This window comes from Candidatus Buchananbacteria bacterium (assembly GCA_013359225.1).
In the GTDB taxonomy this organism is placed as follows: Bacteria; Patescibacteriota; Patescibacteriia; order Buchananbacterales; family UBA6539; genus JABWCG01.
Genome location: JABWCG010000003.1, coordinates 1 through 21,241, shown reverse-complemented (window position 1 = coordinate 21,241; position 21,241 = coordinate 1). Strand labels below are relative to the sequence as shown.

The following is a 21,241-nucleotide window of genomic DNA, read 5'->3' as shown; positions in this document are numbered from 1 at the left end:
CTCATTTTGGTGAGGGTGCTGGGTGGTTTATTTGGTTTTTTCTTTGAGATCTTCCAAATATCGTTCAACGCTCAAGGCGGCGGCACAGCCGGAACCAGCAGCCGTGATGGCTTGCTTGAAGTGGGGATCTTGAACATCACCGGCGGCAAATACGCCCGGAATGTTGGTTTGGCCAAGTTTATCAGTTGCGATGTAGCCGCGTTCGTCAAGGGTAATGATATCTTTAAACACTTCAACGTTGGTTTTGTGTCCAATCGCTACAAAAACGCCGTCAGTTTTTATTTCTGATACATTGCCGGTCTGATTGTTTTTGATTACTAGGCCGGTAATAAATTTGCCGTCGCCGACTACCTCTACCACTTCAGTGTTCCAAACGATAGCAATCTGATCTGATTTAGCAAACACCCGGTCTTGCATAATCTTGCTGGCTTTAAAGGAATCCCGGCGATGAATGATGGTGACATGTTTCGCAAACCGCGTCAAAACAAGCGACTCTTCCATAGCGGTATCGCCACCGCCGACGACAACAACGTTTTTATCACGAAAGAAAGCGGCGTCGCAGGTGGCACAAGCCGATACTCCCCTGCCGATGTACTCTTTTTCACCTTTGACGCCAAGCCAGTTGGCCGACGCACCGGTTGAAATGATAACAGTTTTTCCGCGGTAAGTGCCGCGATCGGTTACGACTTCAAATTCACCTTGGTCAGGGACAAGTTTTTGCACTTTTTCGCTTTTATATTCAGCGCCAAACTTTTCCGCCTGTTTTTTGGCGTTGCTAATCAAGTCCGGACCCATGATGCCGTCGGGAAAACCGGGAAAATTTTCTACTAGTGTTGTCATGCTTAACTGATCAGGCTCCAATCCGGTCAGTACCAGTGTTTTAATGCCATCACGAGCAGTATACAAAGCAGCGGTATGAGCTGAAATACCGCCGCCGATAACGATTAATTGATAAATAGTTTCTGACATTATTGAGTGAGTTCTTGGAGCTTGCTGGCAAGAGTGTTTTTGTCCTGAACGCCGATCATTTGACCAATCGGCTGGCCGTTTCGAAAAATCATGAGGGTTGGAATGCTCATTACTTGAAATCGGCTGGCAGCGTTTGGCGCTTCGTCAACATTCAATTTGCCAATTTTGATGTTTTTACCTTCGTATTCGCGCGCTAGCTCTTCAATAATCGGACCCTGCATCTTGCACGGACCGCACCAAGGTGCCCAAAAATCAACCAACACCGGTACGGGTGAATTAAGAACTTCTTGAGAGAAGTTTTCGTCAGTAAAAGTAAGTTCGGCCATAATAGTTCGCTTAAAGAGTTAAAAAATAGCCCGATGGCTTAAGTGATATTACCCATTATAACTCCAAGGACTTGGTCTGGCAAGCTAATAATTTTTTAGGATTTTTGGTATACTTTAAGTGGTTTAAATCATAGCTTTTTATTATGTCTACTAAAAACAAAGTTACGATTATCGGCGCCGGCATGGTCGGGTCCACGGCCGCTTATTCGCTGATTGGTGACGATTCAACTCAGGAAATCGCGATGGTTGATGTTAACCGCAAGCTAGTTGCCTCACAGGTTATGGATTTGCAACACTCAGTGCCGTTTGGCAGTTTCACGAAAGTGAAGGTTGGTTCGTATAGCGATATTAAAGACAGTAAGGTAGTAGTGATAACCGCCGGGGCCGCTCAAAAGCCAGGCGAAACCAGGCTGGACTTAGTCAAAAAAAATTCAGCGATTATCGGCGAGATTGCACCCCATATCTTCAAACAAAATCCCAAAGCGATTGTGGTGGTAGTCAGCAATCCGGTTGATGTGTTGACCTATCAAATCATTAAAATGTTTCCGGCTAAAAAAAATCAGATCATTGGTTCGGGTACAGTGCTTGATTCAGCGCGCTTTCGTTTTTTGATTGGTCAGAAGCTTGATGTTAATCCGCGCAGCGTTCATGCCTATATTGTCGGCGAACACGGCGACAGCGAGCTGCCGCTTTGGTCAACGGCGATGATTGGCAACACCTTCCTTGATAAGTTTCATAAATTATCCGACCGCGAAAAGAAACAAATTTTTGACGCCGCCAAAAATGCGGCCTATGCCATTATTGCCGGCAAGCAAGCCACCTACTATGCGATTGCTTCGGGCATCACTTCAATCGTTCGCGCTATTTTATTTGATCAAAAAACTGTTTTGCCAATTTCTCATTTGCTTGAAGGCGAATACGGTATTCGTAACATCTGTCTTAGTATGCCGGCGATTGTCGGTGCCGCAGGAGTTATTAAAAAAGTAAACCCAGAAATTTCGGCTCAAGAGAAAAAACAGCTTCAAAAGTCCGCGGCTCAGCTAAAGACGGTGACTAAGGGATTATAATTAATAAAATTGACTGCGCGTTAATTGGCTCCGGAGATAATGCTGTGCGCGATTAATCCGCACGAAATAGAAATTATTACATATTGTCGTTAGCAAAAGCTTAAGTGCATACATAGTGTTTGCATCATGATGGCTTCGCTATCTAGCGCTGTAAAAAAATCAAAATAAAAACCGGCTGAAGTCAGTCGAGGCGAGGAGCTAAGACACTGATATGATCGTGTCATAGCGCCGCGCAGATTGCTTGACTGCAGTCGGTTAAAGACATGCCGTCTTGGTGGATGACCAAGTCGGCATATTTTTGATAGAGAGGGTGGCGTTCTTGCCACAACGTTTTGAGGTTCGGTTGTCCAAACCAGACAATGCCTCGGTCGGGCTTGGCAGCAATGCGCCTGGCCAGTTCTTCCAAGTTGGCTTCTAGATAGATCACCGATCCGAGGCGTTTGAGGTGTACCATTGCCGCTTCGCGGTAAACGACGCTGCCGCCGGGAGCAATCACCAGTTGATCACACCAGAGGCTTTGAACGGTGAGCGCCTCAAGGTCGCAGAACTTTTCAGTTCCCAGTTCGGCGACAACCTGCGATAACGGTTTATCGGTTCGGCCTTCAATGACGGCATCAACATCCAGTAGCCGCCAGCCGAGCTCGCAGGCAACGCGTTTGCCAACCGTGGTTTTGCCAACGCCGGGCATGCCGATCAGGATCAGGTTACTCATGTAATCTTTTCGGTTGGTGAAACCAGCTTGAGGTTTGCGACCGTATAGCCCCGAACCGTACAGATTGTGACATTCCTGACGTCCTCATCAATTTCGCCGTGCTCATCGCAGAGTTTGAGTCTGCATAAAAGTTCGACATCAATTAAGTTTGGATCAAGCGCCGAGATGTTTTCCCGGCAGAATTGACCAAAAGAAAGCAGTATTGCCGCCGAACCTTCTTTCAAAAGGTTGGCGAGCGAAATGGTGGTCGCAATAGCGCGAACGCTATCAACAACCGCACCGTTGCCCAGGGTCAGTTTTCCATCCATTGAACTTTCCTTTTGTTACCCGGCAGCACGGCTGCAGCCGGTATAGTACTGAGTTTGGTATTGTCCGTCGGGACCGTATACCACTTCAACTTCGTGGTCGTAGCGACCTTGACGTTGCCACCAACGCTGAGTCTGTGGCGATGACTGGGACGAATCAATCGGCCAGCCATTTTCCAGGCGCCGGCGGCGTCTGGTACTTTTGCGCCTCGCTACCTCAGGGTCTTCGGCGCTATTGATCAGAACAAGAGTGAAACGTTTCATGGCTTCATCTCCCCTTCTCTAGGTTGTTAGTTAAGGATCATTTAGTAACGTTTTAAACTACAATTTTTTGAAATATTTGTCAATGTTGGATAGCTAAAAAATTATTACTGCAGTTCAAGGCAGTGCCAAGTTTTGGCAAGGAGTTGTTGGTATGACTTTTTTATTTTATCGGAATTTTTTTTGATCATAAGTGGCACGCCGAAAAAAATCGTTTGCACCATTAGCAGCAATGTTTCTTCAGATACATTTTTTCGAGATTTATTATTTTTGATTATTTTTTTAATTAAAGTTAAAAGCGTGGCATCAAGATTTTGTGACGCAGAGTGATTAGTTTTATTTTGGTCAAAAAAAGTTTGTGTGGTTTTAGCATGAGAAATTTTTTGCGGCTCAGTCGCCGTAGCACCCGGTGCCAGGCAGGCGATAATTTCATTGATATTGTGGTGATAGCAAAACAGGTCTTCGGCAGCGGCGGTAAAAATTATTTCTATAGCTTTGGTCGGAGTTTTTTCCTGTTCAATTTGTTGGGTAGCTTTAACCCTCCAAAGCCAGATGAAATAGGCCAACAGTTCTTGTTTGTGAGAAAAATAGTTAAAAAAAGTTCCTGGTGAGATTTGAGCTGTTTCGCAGAGTTCACGAATAGAAATGTCTTGAATATTTTTAGTTTTAAGTTTTTCTAAAAAAGCGTCAAGAATATTTTTTCTAGTCCAGGCGTGTTTTTTTTCTCGTAAAGACGGGGTATTTTTGATTGTCATAGTAATAAATTTATAGTTTAGTATAATTTTATAGTAAACTATAAATTATGTAAAGATTCAAAATGTTTCCTGTGAAACAATTAAGATTTTTTATTCGCTTGAAAAATAAAAGGTAGCGATGTACACTGCTTTTAGTTTTTGTGTATCTGAATAGAGAGGGGGTGTTCATTTCATCGATTGACGCAGTGTCAACTAAGGAGGGACGTGTATGCTTAGCAGACGACAGCAGAAGCTGGAAAAAAAGGAAGGGAAACGAAGAAAACAAGCTCAGTTACGTGAAGCTCGTCGTGCGCGTAATGAAGCTCGCCAGCCAGATGAACCCAGCAACGGTAACGCTGGGACGGTGGCGCCGTCAGTTCCGGCACCTAAGGCTGTCCAATCCCCTGTTCTGGCAGCAGCAACTGTTTCAAAAACAGAGCCTGTGCCGGTTGTTTCTGTTTCCAGTGAGCCTCACTGGATGGAGCGCGTTGTTTTGGCCAACCCTAAAACGGCAGAAGTTGGTCAAGTCGTTTATGTGGATCCTCAGCGGGTTCAAAAAGATCCCAAACAACCTCGCAAGAGCTTTGACCCGGCAACGATTGCCCAGTTGGCGCAATCAATCTATGACGACGGTCAGGAAGAGCCGGCGCAAGTGTATCAAGCGATTGGTGTGCCAAACACTGACTGGATTTTGAAGAACGGCGAGCGCCGCTGGCGTGCCTGCAAGCTGAAGAAATTGCCGTTTTTGGTTTTAGTAAAGCCTGAGCCAAGAAGCGAGCTTCGCAAACGGCTTGAACAAACTCTTTCCAACGGAAATCGGGAAGACCTTTCTCCGCCAGATGACGCGCAGAACATTCAGGATTTGTTAGACCTTGGATGTTCCATGGAAAAGATCTGCGAGACCTACAACAGATCTGAGCCGTGGATCTACCAACGTCTAGCGCTCTTGAAGCTTGATCCGGCGGTGTTGGCAATGATGAGCCTGAGTGTTCCCGAAAATGAACGTTTAGGCCCAGCGGTTGGCTATGAGATTTCTTCGGCGCCAAGGCATATGCAATTTGGTTTGGCCCAAGAGACTAAGGGAATGAAGATCACTCATGCGCGGCGGGCAATTCGTGCCAAGCTGGGAAAAGATCGTGATCCATTGGACAAGAATCGTAACCGTAAACCCTCCGATGATCGTCGGGTATTAGACGCATTTCTTGCCCGAACTGCTGATGATGCCGTCGCATTTTCGGACTTTGGCCAAGAGGTTTTTGATCGTATGTTTGCCTTTATGTCCCCTGCCGATCTGGAACTAACTAAGCAGCGGGTCACCAGGGCGATCAATAACCTGCGTCTGGTTGAAAAATTAATCAATGGCATTAAAATGCCTGATGCTGTAAAAGCGTCATGAGCCGATTTCGTGAGTGGAGCGGTTCTTTTTCTTTTTATAAAAAATGTTCCACGTGAAACATTTTAATTTTAAACAAACAAAAAAATGTTCCACGTGAAACATTTAGTAATTTATCAGTCTGGTGGACCCGAGGAGACTCGAACTCCTGACCTCTTCCATGCCATGGAAGCGCTCTACCAACTAAGCTACGGGCCCAAATTTTCAATATGAATGAGTATAAAAGAAATTTATGAAAAAGTCAAAATCGTTCCATTTTTAGCTTAAATTAAAGTAGGGCCGACAAGCACCGTGACCCTCTTGCGCCATTGCAGTGTGGAATCTAGTGTTTTTTGTCGGCCCCAAGGAAGGAGCGTTCTCGCACCAAGTACCGCTTGGTTTGAGAAACGCTTTGCCAGGCACCCCCGGCAGGACAGGTAGGGGTACCGGCAACCAAATTCGCCACTGGGGGCGAGACATGGGTAATTTAGGTGCAAAATGCTGTAAAGCTTGATTACTATACTGCTAGTTTTAAATTTTGTCAAGATTAGTTGCATAAAAAAATATTGATAATATTTTACGACACTTATATTTATTTAAAATTAGATAAAAAATAGATTTATTATTTTATTTAATATTTTTAGCTAATTTTTGAGAAAAAATAACAAAAAATACAAACATTTTCCGTTTGTATATTTTTGTAATTTAATATTTTTAGCTTAAATTAGAATAAAAATAGTGTCGCACAATATAAAAAATTTATATAAAATAATAAAAATAGCATCAAAATCACTAGACTCATAGAAGAAAAAGCTTCTTAACCTGCCATAGCCCTTGGACCTAGGGAGAATCGAACTCCCGTCTCCACAATGCGAATGTGGCGTCGTACCACTGGACCATAGGCCCATGGGTCATGGCGGGTAATGTCTCTAAAATTGAGGGACGGCAATCAACTATGAGTCTAAAGATCATGATGCTATCTTAATAGTAATATAGCATATACTTTTAAAGTCTTTGGTAGAGATCTAAAAAGATTTGATCTGTGTTTAAGGCTTAGGCCCCATCATATGCTCCTGGTAGGAGTTGAACCTACAACCTTGTCCTTAGGACGGACCTGCTCTATCCAGTTGAGCTACAGGAGCATATGACGGAGTAAAAGTCTTTTATTTGTTCTATATATTAGACCGCGCAGATGCTTTTCCTAAATAATAAAGTAATAATACTGGCAAATACTAGCTTTGTAAACAACTTGTCTACAATTTCTCCTCTTTACTGGTGCTCTAAATTAAGCTATTTTTTAATAACCATGATTTAATCCGCGATTTATTCTTGCCTATCGCCCTCGAGACGATAGGTAGGCCTAAGTCGCGGATTTGTTATATAATAGTGAAAGCGTATGCAAACTATCCCCCAAAGGTTTAGAGAAACTGCAACCCGATTTAGTCGTCGGCCCGCTTTGAAATTTAAATATCATGGAGCCTATATTTCTATTCCATTTGGTGAGCTGTTACACCGAGTTGAAACGTTAGCTAAAGCATTGCTGGAATTAGGTATTACAAAAAATGAAAAAGTCGCCATCTTGTCGGAGAATAGAACGGAGTGGGTGAGAGCAGACCTGGCAAGCTTGATGATCGGCGCTGTGACAGTGCCGATTCATACGACGATGTCGGCAAATATCATCAAACATATTTTGAGTGATTCACAAACCGAAGTGATTTTTGTCAGCAATCAACAGCAGTTCAATAAGCTGCAGTTGGTAATCAATGACCTGCCGAAACTTTCAACGGTTATTTTTTTTACGCTTGATGACAGACCAAAAGATTTTTCCAAAAAACTTTTGAGCCTTGATGAGGTGATGAGCTTGGGAGAACAATCAACTCAGAAATTAAATATTGCCATTCACCCCGATGACGTAGCAAGCATTATTTATACTTCGGGAACTACGGCGTTGCCCAAGGGCGTGATGCTTTCCCATGAAAATTTGATGAGTAATGCCGTAGCGGCTACGACTGCCGTGCCGATTGATCATCATGATGTCTTACTTTCATTTTTACCGCTGTCTCATGTTTTGGAACGAACAGCCGGATATTACGCGCCGTTGGTTTGTCACGGTTCCTGCATTGCGTATGCTGAAAGCATTAAAACATTGACTACAAATTTTAAAGAAGTAAAACCCACGATCATAGTTTCGGTGCCGCGGGTGTTTGAAAAAATTCATAGCGGTCTTTGGGATAAAGTTAAACATAGCGGGGGACTAACTTACAACATGTTTATTTGGGCGTTAAAACAAGAGCCAGGGACGGTGAAATATCGAATTGCTGATTTATTGGTATTTCGCAAAATTAGAGCGAGATTTGGCGGACGATTACGCCTAGTGATTTCCGGCGGCGCCACGCTCAACCATAAACTAGCTAGATTTTTTGCCCGGCTTGGCATAAAAATTTTGGAAGGGTACGGTCTGACCGAAACCTCGCCGGTGATTACCGTCAATCGGCCTGATAATGTGAAGTTTGGCACGGTGGGAACTCAGCTGCCCGGCGTTGAGGTGATGATTGCGCCGGACAAAGAAATTTTGGTTCGCGGTGCCGGATTGATGAAGGGTTATTATAATAATGAAGCATTAACCAGAGAAGTGATTGATGAAAACGGCTGGTTTCATACAGGAGACTTAGGCTTTATGAGCAGTGAAGGATTTTTGGTGATCATCGGTCGCAAGAAAGAAATGATTTCAATGTCAAATGGTAAAATTGCTTGGCCGGAACAAATTGAACTAATGCTTGACGCTGATCGGTTCATTGCCCAGTCGTTTGTCTATGGCAACGGCCGCAGCTATTTAACAGCTTTGATTGTTCCTGATTGGCAAGAAGTCAACCGTAACCTTGAAGCGATCGGCCTGGCAAGTAAGGAGCCTGACAGTTTGGTGAAAGAAGAAAAGCTGATTAAAATTTTTGCCGATCGGCTTGAAAATATCAACGAGCAGTTTGCCGATTGGGAGAAAATTCGTAAGTTTCAACTTCTGCCGGCTGAATTTTCTCAGGATAAAGACGAGTTGACGCCAACGCTAAAATTGCGGCGTCAGGTGATTGTTTCAAAATATCACAATTTAATTGAGCGGATGTATCAGTAATTTGTGGATATGTGCTATTGCGTCATCGCGCTTGTGTGTTACAATAGTTGGAGCTAATTAATGTACGGTCACGATTCGCGAACCGCGAATCAAGACAAGACGGCAATGATTGCTCAGACTCTATCCAAACACAACGCTTTCATCAAAGATGACATTCCGCTTAACTCTATGAGCGTGCTTTAATATAGGCTAGGGCCCCGGAAATTTCTTCGGGACTTTTTTATTTGTTCTTTGTCTTTGTTCTTTAGGTCAGCAATGCGGTCCGCTCCCATTTGGGAGAAACCGTTCAAGTTATGATTATTACTGTGTTGTCGAATATTTGGGCTAGCTACAAGCAAACACCCCTCGACTTCATGGTATATTCTGCGGCCCCGCCGGCATGAATTTTTCGCTCGTACATATGTACGACTTGATTCTTGCCGGTTTTTTATAAAATGAAAAAGGGATCGAAGAAAGTTTTCGATCCCAAAGATGATAGCTAAAGATCTATGAAATAATGGCGTCCCTGAGAGGATTCGAACCCCCAACCTTTTGGTCCGTAGCCAAACGCTCTATCCAGTTGAGCTACAGGGACACCGAAACAGGGTGCAAAATGGTGTGTCTAGCGGGATTCGAACCCACAACCCCTGGCTCCGGAGGCCAGTGCTCTATCCAATTGAGCTATAGACACGGCCGTAATTGGTTTTTTATCTTAAGTCTTTGGGGAAATTATGTCAAGCCGTGGGGACAACATAGTAAGTTGACAGTGCGGGTGTTTATTGGTAAGTTGAAAGGCTGAAATTGTGTTTTCAGTTGGTTCTTTTTACCACCTATATCACCACACAACCATACTGCCCGATCGCGGGTACTGGAGGTATTTAGCCATGGAGCTGATGATGGAAATATTTCGGCGGCTTGTCGGTTTTAATACCGTCAGCGCCAATAGCAACCGAGCAGCAGCGGATTTTCTGTGTGAGGTTTTACGGGAATCGCTTAAACTCTCGGAGTCGGCGATTTACGTGACAAGCCAGGACTCAACCGAAGGCCAGGAGAAGTGTAACGTCGTTGCGACAATTGGTGCGGGTGACGGCGGCTTGATGCTTGCCGGTCATATCGACACGGTGTCGGCCGAACCGTTGGCGCGATGGGACTCTAACCCCTTTGAGCTGACATTGAAACACGACAAGTACTATGGTCTTGGAACCTGTGACATGAAGTTTTTTCTGGCAGCAGCAATCGCGGCCGCCAGAAATTTTTCGTCTTCAACTTTGCGCCGGCCGCTAGTGCTGGCGTTTACGCACGACGAAGAAACGAGCATGGCGGGCGCCAAACGCTTGCGACGAGATGACGTGTTTAAGTCAGTTCACTACGCAGTAGTTGGCGAACCGACCAAACTAGTTCCGGTGCGGATGCATAAAGGTTGGCTGGGAGCGGAATTCACGCTTCATGGCAAAGCCGGTCACGCCAGTGATCCGGGTTGCGGCACTAGCGCCATTGAGCTGGCGAGCGAACTACTTAGTCAGCTGTATCGCTATCGCGATGAGCTGACTGACTTTCGGCAACCGCTGTTGCGACCGGAATACCCGACGTTGAACGTCGGCCTGATCAAGGGCGGCGAAGGCGTTAACCGAATTCCGGCGTCGTGCAAACTGGAACTGGAAATCAGGCCGATTCCCGGACAAGACGTCCAGGATTTAATCGGCGATTTGCAAAGGATTGCCGACAACATGACCAATGGCAATAGTCATTGCTTGGCTAGCTTACGGGTTACGTCAGCGCCCACACAACCGATGGAAACTTCTGAGCAGTCCCGCATTGTTCACGTCGCTCAGGCCGTTACCGGTCAGTCGGCGATTGGCGTGCCGTTTGCGACGGAAGCGGCCATCTACAATGCTGCTGGACTAGAGACAATAGTACTTGGTCCCGGCGATATTGCTCAGGCTCATCAACCTAACGAGTTTATCGCCGCTGAGTATTTGGACCGAACGGTTACGGTTCTCTCGACGATCATCGAGGAACTGTGCGTGAAAGGAGGCGATTAGCCTTATGGAGAATCCGCTGGTCTTGCGCGAGGTCTTACGGTACATTCCGATGTATCGGGGGACTGTCTTTGTCGTTAAGGTAAGCGGCCGGCTGATCGCCGACACGCAAGCCTTTGCTAACATCATTGTTGACGCTGCTTTGCTGGCGGCGTTGGGCATCAGACCGGTGCTGGTTTACGGAGCAAACAGCCAGATTGAGTCGGCGGTTGCGGCAACCGGCGGCAAGATCAAGCTTCATCAGGGGTATATGGTGATTGAGCCGGCGCACGCTTCAGCAGTGCGACAGGCGTGCGCTCTGACAACGCTGGAAGTCACCGAAAGTCTGACGCGTGTCAGTCAGAGTCGCGCACCTTTGCGGGTGTTGAGCGGCAATTTTATCACGGCGCGCCGCAAAGGTGTGATTGACGGTTTTGACTTTCAGTTGATCGGCGAACTTGAAACACTTGACGTCGCCGGTTTAACCGACCTGATTCAGTCGGGAGTCATGCCGATTATCTCTTCGTTAGCAACCAGTAAGTCCGGCGAAATGTTGTATGTGTTTCCCGATGAATTGGCTGCTGAAGTGGCGATTCGCCTTGGCGCAAAGAAACTGGTTTACCTGATGGAAGGTAACGGCATTTTCGCCCGCCAGGAACTTATCCGGCAGTTAACACCGCACGAGGCCGGTGAATTGGTGAATACTGGGTTGGTTCGAGGCACTACTCTGATCAAGCTCAAGCAAGCGATCAGAGCCTGCGAACAGGGTGTGCCGCGCGTTCACCTTATTAACGGTCACCGTGACGGTTCGTTGTTAGTCGAGATGTTTTCGCGCGACGGATCCGGCACGATGGTCTATAACGACGTTTATGCCGACATCCGTCAGGCGACACTCAGCGACATCCAACGGATTATGGAGATGGCAGCCGAGCCAGTGAGTCAGGGTCGCCTGATCCACCGAACCGTTGAACAGGTGCAGGCGGTGATTGAACAATTTTACGTGTACGAAAAAGACGGCCAGGTCATCGGCTGCTGTCAGCTGGTACCTTGGCCGGAACATCGTTCGGCGGAAATTGCTCACTTGGTGGTTGATCCGCAATATCGTCATCACCACATTGCCATTTTGTTGGTGGAGTATCTGGAGCGTGAGGCGGTTAAGTCCGGTCGGATCGGAATGGTGTTTGCGCTAACTACAAGATCGGAAAGTTGGTTCATTAATCGAGGTTACCAGTTGGGCAATCCCGACTTGTTGCCGCCGGCTAAGCGGCAAACCTACGATAAAACAAGAAACTCCAAAGTGCTGGTTAAGCATTTGGAGCAAGTGGCGTTTTCCGGGTAATACGGAAGCGCCATTTTTATTTATTGTTATTTAACGTTTAAGTAATTTGGCGAGATAAGCAATGTTGCGCTGGCCGTTGCCGGTTTGAATGCAGACAACTTTTTGCCCTGCTTCAGTTTTTACTTTTGATAGCGCCGCGTAAACCGCCGCCGAGGTTGGCTCTGGTTCTAGGCTTTCAGTTTTCATGATGTCGCTTAGTGCTTGTTTGATTTCGGGATCGGTGACTTCAATTACTTCGCCGCCGCTCTCTTTAATTGCCCGCACTGCTTTAGGTGAACAGTATGATTCGGTGGCGACAATGCCTTCAGCAATTGAATCATGAACATCAGGCAAGATAACAAAATCCTGATTGGTAGCCAGGGCTGACTTCAGGGGCGCGGCATCTTTTACCTGAACGCCGATTAAGCGCGGCAGGGTTTTGATTTTGCCGATTGTTTGTAACTCAACAAAGCCTTTCCAAATGCCGGCTATCAAACTGCCATTACCGACTGGAGCAATAATTTGATCAGGAACACCCAGTTGTTCCCAGATTTCAAAAGCGATAATTTTATCACCCTCTACCCGCAGCGGATTTTTGCCGGAGGTAATATTCCAATGATCTGGCAAGGGCTGGTCAGAAAAATGTCGGTAAGCCTCTTCGTAGGTGCCGGAAAATTCCTGCAACTCACCGCCAAAAGTGCTGAGTGCTTCTTTTTTAATTTGATGGGTTTTTTTTAAAATGACGCAGACACATGACAGTCCGGCTTTATTGGCGTAAGCGGCGGCTGAAGAGGCGGCGTTGCCGGAAGAAACAATTAACAATTTTTGGTGGCCGTCTTCCAGCGCTTTATTAATAACCACCATGCTCTCCAAATCTTTAAAACAGCCGGTTGGATTTTGAGCTTCATTTTTAACGTAGATTTCCCGGTCAGTCAGGCCGAGCTGATTTGAGTAATTATGCAGCCGGATCAGTGGTGCACTGCCTTCGCCGAGTGAAATTTTTATTTCATCAATCGGCAACAGCGGCAGATATTTCGCGAGCCCGATTTGATTTTTAACCGGAAATTCGGTGATGGTGTTGTAATCAAAAACGGCCTCAAAATAATCGTAATAGGAATTATGAGGACACGGTCGGTTATCCAGGTTGTCGGTGGTTGCGCCACAAGTAACGCAACGCCAGTAACATTTCATACTTTAATACCGTTTCATTATAGAAGAAATATTGCTTAAAGTCAATAAAAAGCGGCCAAACGTGAAAACGTCTGGCCGGTGATGGGGTTGAGTTAAAGATTCTGGGGCCGCAGAGTCGGTTCGCTGCGAACAACAATCCAGTCAGTCTCGGACTGGAAGAAGACGTTTGCCACCGGAATGTCGTCCCAGCCCAGCAGACGCAACAGCTTGCGGACGTTACGCTGTTGGTGTTTGTAGTCGTAGTGTTCGTCTTTTTTGGGCAGAACGGTCAGGTGATAGGGAAACTGATTAAAGCGATGCAGACAAAAGGCCGCATCCAAGAGCGCACAGCTTAACTTGCCGTCGGCTTTGCGCAACATGATGTTGCCGTGGCCGGCGGTAAGCAGTTCGCCGTTGGGCCCTTCCTGGACCAAGTGTTGCCCGCGCAAGTTTGCCAGAATTTCTTCGGCACCGCTAACCATGTCGGCTTCCCAGAAGATCAGGCCTTCGGGCTCGCAGTGGGGCTGGAAGAATCCGGATCCTCGCGCCAGGCTAAGATAGCTTCTCAGGCACAACCCGTTTGTCGGCGGATTGTAATTGTCGATAAAGACAATCGGCATCGGTCTGATGCCGTGCGCGACTAAGGCGCTTAACACTTCAGCGCCGACTACAAACGACCTAAGATGTTTGTCGCCGGGCATTTCGTCAACATAGATGTGGCCGGCCTCAATGGCAACGGCCTCAATTCGTCGGTGCTGCAGGTAGCGCACCAACTTTCCGAACTCGTGTTCTTGCTGAGGGTTCATATTACCTCCGGTTGGTTGGTTGCTACATTCGCTCCAGCGGTTCAATGCCAAGCAGCTTCAGGCCATTGCCCAAGGCAACGGCCGTGGCGAAAGCCAGGCGAAGACGAGCCGGTTCGAGGGTGTCACCGCTGCCGATGATTTGGCAGTGGTTATAGAATTGGCTGAAAGCCTTGGCAACTTCGTAGCACCAGCTTGCTACCGGCGTGGGATTGAATTCCCGCGCGGCTTGGCTGACTACCGAGGGCAGTTGCGCTAGCTTTTTGGCCAACATGATTTCAACCGTCTCGTTCAAGACAGTCAGGTCAGCGGTTTCGCTGATAACTTCGGCGCGGCGCAGAATGCTTTTGATTCGGGCATAGGCGTACAACAGGTACGGCCCGGTATTGCCTTCAAACGCGAGCGATTCGGCCGGCTCGAAGATCATGTCTTTTTCTGCACTGGTGCGCAGAAGAAAATACTTGAGCGCGGCTAAACCGATTTGTTCGGCGCGGCGCTCGAGATCGTCGGCGTCATATTCGTCGCCAGTGTCACCATAACGTTTCAGGATTTCCTGGCGGGCCAAATCGTGAAGATGATCCATCAGGTCGTCGGCGAGAAAAACGCCGCCTTCCTTCAAACGCCGGGAGCTCATTTTGCCGTCGGTCAGTCGAACCATGCCGTAGCTGCGATGAAACAGCTGTGCGGCCCACGGGTAACCAAACAGCTCAAGCATCTTGAACAGTTGCTTGAAGTGCAGTTCCTGTTCCCGGGCGACGACGTAGACTAGCTGGTTTAGCGGCGCGAACTCCTCAAAGCGTTGAACGGCGGTGCCGATGTCTTGGGTGATGTAAATGGTTGTCCCGTCGCCGCGGATCAGCACTTTGGGTTTGCCTGGTTGCGTCAGGCCGAAACGTTCAAGGTCAAAGACCAGATTGTTGCGCTCATCGCGAAACATCAGGCCAGCTTGGGCCAAGGTGCCGGCAGCTTCGTGCTGCAGGGCAATGGCGCGACCTTGGTCGTAGGTGTCGCTTTCCAGATAGACCTTGTCGAAGTGCACGCCTTGGCGGAGGTAGGTTTGGCTGAATCCGTCATAGACCCAACTGTTCATCGTTGTCCAGAGTTGGCGTACCTGATGATTGCCGGCTTCCCATTCAATCAGCATCTGGTTTGCCTGCTTGAGCAACTTCGACTGCTGGTCAAATTCGGCGCGCAAGGTGTCTTGATCAGTTTCGGCCAGGGCTTCGACCTCTTGCAGGGTCAGCGCTTTACACTCGGCAAGCCAGGCAGCGTACTCGTTGTCGAGCTCTTCCTGGAACCTAGCGTAACATTCGCCGACAAAGTGATCGCCTTTTTTGCCGACGCTTTGCGGCGTCTGCGGCTGGTACCATAGCTGGTAGGCGACCATGGATTTGCAGATAGCAATTCCACGGTCGTTGATGATGTTCACCGGAATTACCCGGTAACCGGCAGCAGCCATGATGTTAAGCAGGCTGATGCCAAGCTGGTTGTTGCGCAGATGACCAAGATGCAGGGCCTTGTTGGAATTCGGGCCGCTGTATTCAATCATCATTGTTTGGCCAACGCCGTCAGTGACGGTGCCAAATCGGTCAACTTCCTGGAGCACAAGATCGCAGACTCGTTGGATGCTGCGACCTCGTCGCACAGTAAAATTCAGGTAGGGCCCAGTGTTTTTCACCTCGGTGAAATCCGCGGGCAGTTGAGGCCGAAGCGCTTCAGCTAACGACACGGCGATTTTTGCCGGGCTGGTTTTGGCGATTTTCGCCAGAAAAAAGCAGGGCAGGGTCAGGTCGCCTAACTCCGGGTTTGGCGGCTCGGAGAATTCCAGGCTGTCGGGCTTGATTTCCTGGCCAAACAGCTTACCAATCACTTCGACGATCAGCTTGATGAGATCGTCACGGGTTTCGAGTACCTCGATCATACTCCAACTCATGGCTTTCATACCTCCATATCCCTAGTAGACCTCTTGGCTGAGGCTCTTGGGCGTGGTTGCTTGCGGTTGTTACTTTAAACTCAACTTGTAAAGGATCAAAGATCTATAATCACAAAAAAACCCTTTAAAATCAAGAGTTTTCTTGATATTTTATCTTAACAATGACCGGTCCTGCTGTCAATGTTATAATAAAGATACGTTCTTTGATTTTTGGTAGTTCGGTTTTGGCATGAGAAAGGAGGCAAAAACATGTCTTTGACTAACTGGTTATTGCTGCTTCGCCGAAAGCACCTGCGCTTCCGTTACCGCCTTGAGGTGGTCGGTTCAACTTGCCACCTTGCTTTGTATGGCGCTTGGGACATGGATCAGGCGCCGCTGGTTATGGAACAGGCGATTGCCAAGCTACTAAAGCAGAGTTGGACATCGCTACGGGTTGATTGTCGCCGGGTGCGGCCGCTTGACCGCCAAGTGCTTGATACGGCCTTTGTCGCCACGATGGTGCGCTTGGTGCGCTTGGTGACCGAGCGGGCAAATACTTTGGGTCATTGTCCTGACTGGAGTTTTCGTTTCCGGATGCGGGAACAAACCAAAGTTTTGGCGATAGTCAAACTGGAAAAGACCTTTGAGGGGCACATTTTTTATGAGCGCCGGTCGTTTGGCCTTAACCGCAAGATTGTTCTTCGGCCGCCGCGTCTGTTGACGCATGAGTCCGAGGCCGACAACACCGCTTAACCCCAAGCTTTATCAAAGCTTTGGGGTTTGTTTTTTAAAGGTTAAAAGTGGTACAATAATGGTGACGGCTTTCAATATGCGACGGCGCTTTAAAAGTATGATAAAAACTCGTAAAAAAATTTATTTATTAGTGGCAAGCGATCTGCCAATTTTGCAAAAGCGTGACTGGCTTACGTCAATGCCTGAGCTTGGCATTATTGCCGATGTTGAACCAGTGGTTGTTTTTAACGAACCTTCTTCGGATATTACACCTTCAATTTGGTTAAAGCTGTCCGACGAAATTGCTCAACGGTTCAGCCAGGCCGATGGTTTTGTGATTTTACATGATATTGATAACATTTTGTATACGGCGTCAGCTTTATCTTTCTTGCTGCAAAATCTCACTAAGCCGATTATTATCACGGGACCCTATCAGAAAAGATTAGATGGTAAAAACCCGGAAATCAGAGCTAATATCATTAACGCCTGCCAGGCCGCCAATTATAGTTTTGGTGAAGTGGCGCTGATGTTTGGTAACCGGTTACTGCGAGCAAATCAGTCATTTTTAACGACAGAAGAGTCACTAAATGTTTTTAATGCACCTCCAAGCGGAATTTTGGGGCGCATTGATTTTAGCATTAGAATTTTTGAAAAAAATATTTTAACCGCTAAAACCAAATTGCAAGTATCTAAAAATTTAAATAGCAATATTGAGATTATCAACATTAATCCGGTTTTAGATTTAAAAAGTTTGAATAAGCGCCTAGCCGATCGGGATGGCGTTGTCATTAACGCGGGCAACAATCAAAGCTTGCCCCGCAATTTAATTTTCCTTCTTGATAAAGTCATTTCTGACAAGCCGGTAGTGATTTGGACCAAACAATCAAATCAGCCGATGATTATTTCAAACAATCTGATTTTAGTTAATAATATGGGCTGGGAATCAACCGTATTAAAGTTAATGTGGTCGTTAACCCAGGCCGATAAGCCAAAGAAAATCAAAGAACTAATGTTTAAAGATTTGGCGGGAGAAACGCTGTAATGAGAATTTATTTTACTGCCGACAATCAGGCCGAAGATAAATTACAAAAACGCTTTTCGCGGATTATGGATTTGCTTTCGGAAACCGGAGTTTTGGTGATGAGTAATTTGATCAGTTCGCACTTGAAAGGTTTTTCCGGCGCCGACTTGGACCGCATGGATCAGGCCGGCGAAGGAATGCTTGAGCGAATGGACGGTTTGATTATTGAAGGTACTAGTTACTTGCCGGAAAGTGGCTATTTGATCGCCATTGCTTTGGCGCATAAGAAGCCGGTGTTATATTTGTCGGACAAGACGCGGCCGATCAATAAAAATTTACTGCATCTGAAAAAAAACAAGGACGCTTCAAAATTATTGAATCTTGAATATTATACTGAAGGTAACTTATCAAAAATAATCACTGAGTTCTTGGCACAGGTTGAACGCGGCGAAGGCCGTGAAGTTCCTAATATTAAATTTACTTTACGTATTACTTCTCGGATTGAACGGTATTTGCATTGGCGAACCCATAATACTAAAATATCAAAGGCTGACTTTTTGCGTGAGATGATTGAAAAGATGATTGACGAAGATGAAGAGTATCAAAAGTTTGTTAAAAAGTCTTGACAACATTGTTTGACATGCTATACTGAATAACAGAAATAAAGCCGTCGCACATATATGCGCCGTCGCAAAAATTAAAAATTAAATAAGAACCTTACAACTATCTACCTCGGAAATGCCGATTGGTAGATATTTTTTTAAAAATAAAAAGTTGCGCCGTCACTTTAAAGAGCCGTCGCAAAAATCTGTTGATAAGTCTGAAGGTAGAATTTTGCTACCAGGGTCGTATGAGCTTTTCGCGCTATGTTGAGCCTATGACTCTGGTAAGAGAATTTTACCCGCCCAAATTTTTAGATATGTTTTATGTCTATATTCTAAAAAGTTTGAAAGATTGCCAATTATATATCGGGTATACAAAAAATTTACAAAGACGTTTTAATGAACATAATAATGGTAAATCTCTTGCAACTAAAAATCGTATACCTCTAACGTTGGTTTATTATGAGGCATATTTAGCTGAAATTGATGCAAAAAATAGGGAAAAGTTTTTTAAAACAGGTTGGGGCAGAAATTATATTAAACGAAATCTTAAAAAAAGTTTATTAATCTAAAAATTTAGGCGGGAGACTATGATCAAGAAAGGTGATAAAATTAAAGTGGGCGATACGGTGCTAGTGGTATTAAATGGTGAAGTGAAGCGCCTTGAAATTGTTGAGCTGCCGCAAGGTGATCCGAAAAAAGGCGTAATTTCCTATTTGTCGCCGATTGCCAAGGCAATTTTAGGGCATAGTTATCCCGATCGGGTGACAGTAAAACTACCCAATGGTAATACTTTGGAGTGTGAGTTACTCGAGGCAGTGACTTACTAGTAGTTTGCTACCAGGGTCGTATGAGCTTTTCGCGCTATGTTGAGCCTATGACTCTGGTAAGAAGCTATTAGCTTAATAAGATGAAAAAATATTTACTCACAATTTTAATCCTAACTACCCTGGTTTTAACTGGTTGTCTTAGTAAACCTCAGACAAATCAAAACACCAGCGTTGTTCCAGAAGAATCAGAAGTTGAGAATGAAAATGTTAATACTGCCACCACTACTGAAGAGATTGACACTTCAGATTGGAAAACGTATCGGAATGAAGAGTATGGGTTTGAGTTTAAGTATCCGGAGAATTGGAAAATTTTTTTATTAGATGACAACAGAATCAGCTTAGCCCCTAATAATAAAGAAGTGGGTATACCTGATAAATTTGGTTTTAAATATTTTGGAGATATTTTTATAACTATCTATAAAAACGAAAATTTATTAGATTTGGAGAATTATTATAACTCCCAGACTATAAATTTATTTAATGAGCGGACTCCAGAAACAGTTATGCTGGGAAAATTGAAAGTAAGTAAATTCATAGATTTCCCAGGTATTATTGAAACTGATATATATGTATTTAGAATTAAGGACCTCGTTATTGAAATCACGGCGTTTAATAAGATTGATGAAAATATTAATATCATTGAAAGGTTAATTACAACAATTTAAAAAAATTTAGATCAACATAGCGACTTAAACCCTGGAAATTTTTTCTAAGGATGTAATGCTATGTTTTTTCTTTAGAAAAGCTTTCCATGGTGGAAAGTCTACCTCTTTGAAGGAGAGGAAGTGATGTTCATTACAACTAGTAGGAGGATTGAATCATGAAGTATCGAAGCATCATTTTGGTGACAGTGACTATGATATTCGTGGTTACACAAAGTTCACTGGCTCAAACTGCATTCAGTTTCCAGTATCCTCTTGAAGATTACCAAGTGGGTTGTCTGGGGTGGGGTGGTTTGAATGCCGCTTTCCCTGTCGGTGGTAAACCCGGCAAACATGTAGCAGAAGATGTTTGTGTTGTGGCAGGTACAAGTGTCAAATCCGCGGCCGATGGTAAGGTAATGTTTGCTCAAGCAAGAGGTACTTGTGTGGATAACTGGGTCTATCTCATCATCATTGAGCATATGTTGCCTGATGGCAAAAAGGTGTGCACCTTGTACGGCCATACCAAGCCTGTTGGTATTACTGAGGGTCAATGGGTTAATGTTGGCCAAAAGATCGGAGAAGTAATCAGCGCTTCTTGCTGGTCTGACCACTTACACTTTGGAGTCTACAATGGTTCCTATGGAGTGTCAGTTGGTCAATATCCGGCGTGGGCAAAAGGGTATGCTTCTCAGTCAGTATGGCCAGAGAATTACCTCGAACCTTCTCTGTTCATTGCCGATCATCTGGCCACCACGGTTTTACCCGGACAACTCTCCGATGGCACGGTCAATCAGCGGATTGTTTCGTGTTACAACCAATTTTCTTCCGTCGTCGGCAATCCGTTCGATAACGGAGGAGGAGCCTATGTCCATGACTGGTACAGTCAAGATGGCCGGTTCTATGTGACCATCCAGGATTTCCGCAATAGCAATAATGAATACTTTGCCATCATCGACAACCCTGATGTTGGCCAGGCGTTTTTATTGCAGGGCGGTTTTCGTTGGTACTACACCAGTCAGGTGGATGGTCCGGCTTACTTTGGTGCGCCAACCACCAATGAGTTGGCTTGGCAGCACTATCCCTGGGTTAACGGTAGTTTTGATACAAGCAAACCTAAGGTGATGTACAAGCGCCAGGAGTTTGTCAGCGGTGCGTATCTGCTTTGGCAGTTTGGTACCAGTAAAGTCATTGCGGTTGATGGCACTGGCGGTGGTTTTGACATCGCTATTTTGCCAGCGTTTATCCCCGGTGACGGACAAACCCTCACTCTTTGGGCGCAGGCTTTGTCGCCAACTGAAGTTAGCCTGACTAACAACGAAATCATTGGTGCGACGGAATA

General features: G+C 45.8%; 21 protein-coding genes and 5 tRNA genes. 12 read left to right on the top strand and 14 right to left on the bottom strand.

The annotated features are described in order from the left end of the window. Window positions 1–27 precede the first annotated feature (27 nt). Entirely contained in the window at window positions 28–957 is a 930-nt protein-coding gene (gene trxB, locus HUU49_04145; protein ID NUM25777.1) for a thioredoxin-disulfide reductase, read from the bottom strand. 11 nt (window positions 958–968) lie between these two features. After that, entirely contained in the window at window positions 969–1,295 is a 327-nt protein-coding gene (gene trxA, locus HUU49_04140; GenBank protein NUM25776.1) for a thioredoxin, read from the bottom strand. Window positions 1,296–1,438: 143 nt separating this feature from the next. Here trxA and HUU49_04135 point away from each other — a divergent pair, with 143 nt between their 5' ends. Further along, window positions 1,439–2,362: an L-lactate dehydrogenase gene (locus tag HUU49_04135; GenBank protein NUM25775.1), complete on the top strand. Its 924-nt coding sequence runs from the start codon at window positions 1,439–1,441 to the stop codon at window positions 2,360–2,362. 220 nt (window positions 2,363–2,582) lie between these two features. Here HUU49_04135 and HUU49_04130 read toward each other — a convergent pair whose 3' ends face one another. From HUU49_04130 to HUU49_04115, 4 genes are all read right to left on the bottom strand, one after another. Further along, window positions 2,583–3,074 (bottom strand): shikimate kinase, encoded by a 492-nt coding sequence (locus tag HUU49_04130; protein NUM25774.1) that lies wholly within the window; start codon window positions 3,072–3,074, stop codon window positions 2,583–2,585. Next, window positions 3,071–3,382: a hypothetical protein gene (locus HUU49_04125; GenBank protein ID NUM25773.1), complete on the bottom strand. Its 312-nt coding sequence runs from the start codon at window positions 3,380–3,382 to the stop codon at window positions 3,071–3,073. The genes HUU49_04130 and HUU49_04125 overlap by 4 nt, the downstream gene beginning before the upstream one ends. A 15-nt stretch (window positions 3,383–3,397) precedes the next feature. Then, a complete protein-coding gene (locus tag HUU49_04120; protein ID NUM25772.1) occupies window positions 3,398–3,643 on the bottom strand; it encodes a hypothetical protein in 246 nt (81 codons plus the stop codon). Window positions 3,644–3,747: 104 nt separating this feature from the next. Next, window positions 3,748–4,395: a TetR/AcrR family transcriptional regulator gene (locus HUU49_04115; GenBank protein NUM25771.1), complete on the bottom strand. Its 648-nt coding sequence runs from the start codon at window positions 4,393–4,395 to the stop codon at window positions 3,748–3,750. Window positions 4,396–4,603: 208 nt separating this feature from the next. On the opposite strand from HUU49_04115, the gene HUU49_04110 reads away from it, so the two are divergent. Continuing rightward, window positions 4,604–5,770 (top strand): ParB/RepB/Spo0J family partition protein, encoded by a 1,167-nt coding sequence (locus HUU49_04110; GenBank protein ID NUM25770.1) that lies wholly within the window; start codon window positions 4,604–4,606, stop codon window positions 5,768–5,770. A gap of 119 nt (window positions 5,771–5,889) precedes the next feature. Here the strand turns inward: HUU49_04110 and HUU49_04105 are convergent. From HUU49_04105 to HUU49_04095, 3 genes are all read right to left on the bottom strand, one after another. Further along, window positions 5,890–5,965, bottom strand: a tRNA-Ala gene (locus HUU49_04105). Between the two features lie 616 nt (window positions 5,966–6,581). Continuing rightward, window positions 6,582–6,652, bottom strand: a tRNA-Ala gene (locus HUU49_04100). A 162-nt stretch (window positions 6,653–6,814) separates the two neighbouring features. After that, a tRNA-Arg gene (locus HUU49_04095) sits at window positions 6,815–6,888 on the bottom strand. A gap of 254 nt (window positions 6,889–7,142) precedes the next feature. Here HUU49_04095 and HUU49_04090 point away from each other — a divergent pair. Continuing rightward, complete coding sequence (locus HUU49_04090) at window positions 7,143–8,873, top strand: long-chain fatty acid--CoA ligase (GenBank protein ID NUM25769.1); 1,731 nt, start codon at window positions 7,143–7,145, stop codon at window positions 8,871–8,873. A gap of 497 nt (window positions 8,874–9,370) precedes the next feature. Here HUU49_04090 and HUU49_04085 read toward each other — a convergent pair. Together HUU49_04085 and HUU49_04080 are read right to left on the bottom strand one after the other, a co-directional pair. Continuing rightward, window positions 9,371–9,447, bottom strand: a tRNA-Arg gene (locus HUU49_04085). Between the two features lie 19 nt (window positions 9,448–9,466). Beyond that, window positions 9,467–9,543, bottom strand: a tRNA-Arg gene (locus tag HUU49_04080). A 193-nt stretch (window positions 9,544–9,736) separates the two neighbouring features. On the opposite strand from HUU49_04080, the gene argE reads away from it, so the two are divergent. Together argE and argA are read left to right on the top strand one after the other, a co-directional pair. After that, window positions 9,737–10,894, top strand: coding sequence for an acetylornithine deacetylase (gene argE / locus HUU49_04075; GenBank protein ID NUM25768.1), 1,158 nt, complete (start codon window positions 9,737–9,739; stop codon window positions 10,892–10,894). A gap of 4 nt (window positions 10,895–10,898) precedes the next feature. Further along, window positions 10,899–12,209 carry an amino-acid N-acetyltransferase gene (gene argA, locus HUU49_04070; protein NUM25767.1) on the top strand — a complete coding sequence of 437 codons (1,311 nt, stop codon included), beginning with the start codon at window positions 10,899–10,901 and terminating at the stop codon, window positions 12,207–12,209. Window positions 12,210–12,239: 30 nt separating this feature from the next. Here the strand turns inward: argA and HUU49_04065 are convergent, their stop codons facing one another. The 3 genes from HUU49_04065 to argS form a co-directional block, all read right to left on the bottom strand. Then, window positions 12,240–13,379, bottom strand: coding sequence for a pyridoxal-phosphate dependent enzyme (locus HUU49_04065; protein ID NUM25766.1), 1,140 nt, complete (start codon window positions 13,377–13,379; stop codon window positions 12,240–12,242). 92 nt (window positions 13,380–13,471) lie between these two features. Further along, window positions 13,472–14,209, bottom strand: a complete 738-nt coding sequence (locus HUU49_04060; GenBank protein ID NUM25765.1) for a hypothetical protein — start codon at window positions 14,207–14,209, stop codon at window positions 13,472–13,474. After that, entirely contained in the window at window positions 14,187–16,103 is a 1,917-nt protein-coding gene (gene argS, locus HUU49_04055) for an arginine--tRNA ligase (GenBank protein NUM25764.1), read from the bottom strand. The genes HUU49_04060 and argS overlap by 23 nt, the downstream gene beginning before the upstream one ends. Window positions 16,104–16,343: 240 nt before the next feature. On the opposite strand from argS, the gene HUU49_04050 reads away from it, so the two are divergent. The 7 genes from HUU49_04050 to HUU49_04020 form a co-directional block, all read left to right on the top strand. Then, window positions 16,344–16,826: a hypothetical protein gene (locus HUU49_04050; protein ID NUM25763.1), complete on the top strand. Its 483-nt coding sequence runs from the start codon at window positions 16,344–16,346 to the stop codon at window positions 16,824–16,826. A 97-nt stretch (window positions 16,827–16,923) separates the two neighbouring features. Then, window positions 16,924–17,847: an asparaginase gene (locus HUU49_04045; GenBank protein NUM25762.1), complete on the top strand. Its 924-nt coding sequence runs from the start codon at window positions 16,924–16,926 to the stop codon at window positions 17,845–17,847. Then, complete coding sequence (locus HUU49_04040; GenBank protein ID NUM25761.1) at window positions 17,847–18,452, top strand: hypothetical protein; 606 nt, start codon at window positions 17,847–17,849, stop codon at window positions 18,450–18,452. The genes HUU49_04045 and HUU49_04040 overlap by 1 nt, the downstream gene beginning before the upstream one ends. A gap of 293 nt (window positions 18,453–18,745) precedes the next feature. Next, window positions 18,746–19,000, top strand: coding sequence for a GIY-YIG nuclease family protein (locus HUU49_04035; protein NUM25760.1), 255 nt, complete (start codon window positions 18,746–18,748; stop codon window positions 18,998–19,000). 18 nt (window positions 19,001–19,018) lie between these two features. Further along, window positions 19,019–19,258 carry a GreA/GreB family elongation factor gene (locus HUU49_04030; protein ID NUM25759.1) on the top strand — a complete coding sequence of 80 codons (240 nt, stop codon included), beginning with the start codon at window positions 19,019–19,021 and terminating at the stop codon, window positions 19,256–19,258. An 80-nt stretch (window positions 19,259–19,338) separates the two neighbouring features. Then, the gene (locus HUU49_04025) at window positions 19,339–19,923 is read left to right on the top strand and encodes a hypothetical protein (GenBank protein NUM25758.1); all 585 of its coding nucleotides are present in this window, start codon (window positions 19,339–19,341) and stop codon (window positions 19,921–19,923) included. 353 nt (window positions 19,924–20,276) lie between these two features. Next, on the top strand, window positions 20,277–21,241 hold a 965-nt coding region (locus HUU49_04020), incomplete at its 3' end, for a M23 family metallopeptidase (protein ID NUM25757.1).

Coding starts and splice junctions, on each gene's coding strand:
- HUU49_04120 (NUM25772.1), bottom strand. CDS start 3,643: ATGAAACGTTTCACTCTTGTTCTGATCAATAGCGCCGAAGACCCTGAG.
- HUU49_04135 (NUM25775.1), top strand. CDS start 1,439: ATGTCTACTAAAAACAAAGTTACGATTATCGGCGCCGGCATGGTCGGG.
- trxA (NUM25776.1), bottom strand. CDS start 1,295: ATGGCCGAACTTACTTTTACTGACGAAAACTTCTCTCAAGAAGTTCTT.
- HUU49_04125 (NUM25773.1), bottom strand. CDS start 3,382: ATGGATGGAAAACTGACCCTGGGCAACGGTGCGGTTGTTGATAGCGTT.
- HUU49_04025 (NUM25758.1), top strand. CDS start 19,339: ATGAAAAAATATTTACTCACAATTTTAATCCTAACTACCCTGGTTTTA.
- HUU49_04115 (NUM25771.1), bottom strand. CDS start 4,395: ATGACAATCAAAAATACCCCGTCTTTACGAGAAAAAAAACACGCCTGG.
- HUU49_04130 (NUM25774.1), bottom strand. CDS start 3,074: ATGAGTAACCTGATCCTGATCGGCATGCCCGGCGTTGGCAAAACCACG.
- HUU49_04045 (NUM25762.1), top strand. CDS start 16,924: ATGATAAAAACTCGTAAAAAAATTTATTTATTAGTGGCAAGCGATCTG.
- HUU49_04035 (NUM25760.1), top strand. CDS start 18,746: ATGTTTTATGTCTATATTCTAAAAAGTTTGAAAGATTGCCAATTATAT.
- HUU49_04090 (NUM25769.1), top strand. CDS start 7,143: ATGCAAACTATCCCCCAAAGGTTTAGAGAAACTGCAACCCGATTTAGT.
- HUU49_04110 (NUM25770.1), top strand. CDS start 4,604: ATGCTTAGCAGACGACAGCAGAAGCTGGAAAAAAAGGAAGGGAAACGA.
- HUU49_04030 (NUM25759.1), top strand. CDS start 19,019: ATGATCAAGAAAGGTGATAAAATTAAAGTGGGCGATACGGTGCTAGTG.
- argA (NUM25767.1), top strand. CDS start 10,899: ATGGAGAATCCGCTGGTCTTGCGCGAGGTCTTACGGTACATTCCGATG.
- HUU49_04040 (NUM25761.1), top strand. CDS start 17,847: ATGAGAATTTATTTTACTGCCGACAATCAGGCCGAAGATAAATTACAA.
- HUU49_04050 (NUM25763.1), top strand. CDS start 16,344: ATGTCTTTGACTAACTGGTTATTGCTGCTTCGCCGAAAGCACCTGCGC.
- argS (NUM25764.1), bottom strand. CDS start 16,103: ATGAAAGCCATGAGTTGGAGTATGATCGAGGTACTCGAAACCCGTGAC.
- argE (NUM25768.1), top strand. CDS start 9,737: ATGGAGCTGATGATGGAAATATTTCGGCGGCTTGTCGGTTTTAATACC.
- HUU49_04065 (NUM25766.1), bottom strand. CDS start 13,379: ATGAAATGTTACTGGCGTTGCGTTACTTGTGGCGCAACCACCGACAAC.